This is a genomic window from Vibrio sp. Vb1980 (genome assembly GCF_033338615.1).
In the GTDB taxonomy this organism is placed as follows: Bacteria; Pseudomonadota; Gammaproteobacteria; order Enterobacterales; family Vibrionaceae; genus Vibrio; species Vibrio alginolyticus.
Genome location: NZ_JAWOSZ010000071.1, coordinates 1 through 769, shown reverse-complemented (window position 1 = coordinate 769; position 769 = coordinate 1). Strand labels below are relative to the sequence as shown.

Genomic DNA, 769 nt, shown 5'->3' with positions numbered 1-769 from the left:
TTTAAAAAGATCATGTTTACAATAAGTAAATTACGTAGTGAAGAAATGTCAAAATGAAGTTGAGTAAAAAGGCACATTTGAAAGTTTAAGAGTACAAAGAGTCCCATGTTTGTTCTCCTAGCATAGGAGGAGAGGGAGACAGATATATTACAATTACATTCTCAGGGGGAGGGTTTCTGTCAGTGGAAGTGATTAACACTGGCTTCTTTTCTCCCCTCTCTGGGGCAGTCTTTTCCTTCCTTGGCTTCGGACAGACAGGTTAATCTTCTGCCATGTAGAGGCGATACATCAGAGCTACCACCAGGGCTGAGATGGCTGGGATCACCCAGTTGGTCCACCAACTGGAATTAGACTCGACAGTAGTGATAAGGGTTTCCGAAGGCTTGGCTATCTTTGATCTGTCATCTGGATGGAGCTCCCCGATGATGTATGTTTTGGACAGTTCTCGTGCATCCGTAGAGTGCCCGACGTCCTCAAAATTCTCGGTAGCATCACCCCCAGCTTGCTCTCTTAGGACTTCTTCCCCACCAGGATGCTCTTCGAGAAACTTGGTCAGATCGTACACCTTATGATGTAGGATCACCCAGGTGCTCTTGCTGTCTTTGTGCTTCTGAATCTCCTCCCAGCGGAAGGTGGGCATCGGAGCCTGGAGCTCGGTGCTCCCCTCTCCCTGGTTACCTCCCTTCCCCATGCTGCCTGTCTACCCGGATGACCCGTGCGCTACGGCCCTCCGGGCGCCCGCGGCTCGCAGCACCGACGGTCCCTCTCC

The 769-nt window shown here is 50.7% G+C and carries 1 protein-coding gene; it reads right to left on the bottom strand.

The window, feature by feature from the left end; genetic code table 11:
* Positions 1-259: 259 nt before the first annotated feature.
* A complete protein-coding gene (locus R7F64_RS23830) occupies positions 260-691 on the bottom strand; it encodes a cytochrome b5-like heme/steroid binding domain-containing protein (RefSeq protein WP_318072142.1) in 432 nt (143 codons plus the stop codon).
* Positions 692-769: the final 78 nt, after the last annotated feature.

Coding starts and splice junctions, on each gene's coding strand:
- R7F64_RS23830 (WP_318072142.1), bottom strand. CDS start 691: ATGGGGAAGGGAGGTAACCAGGGAGAGGGGAGCACCGAGCTCCAGGCT.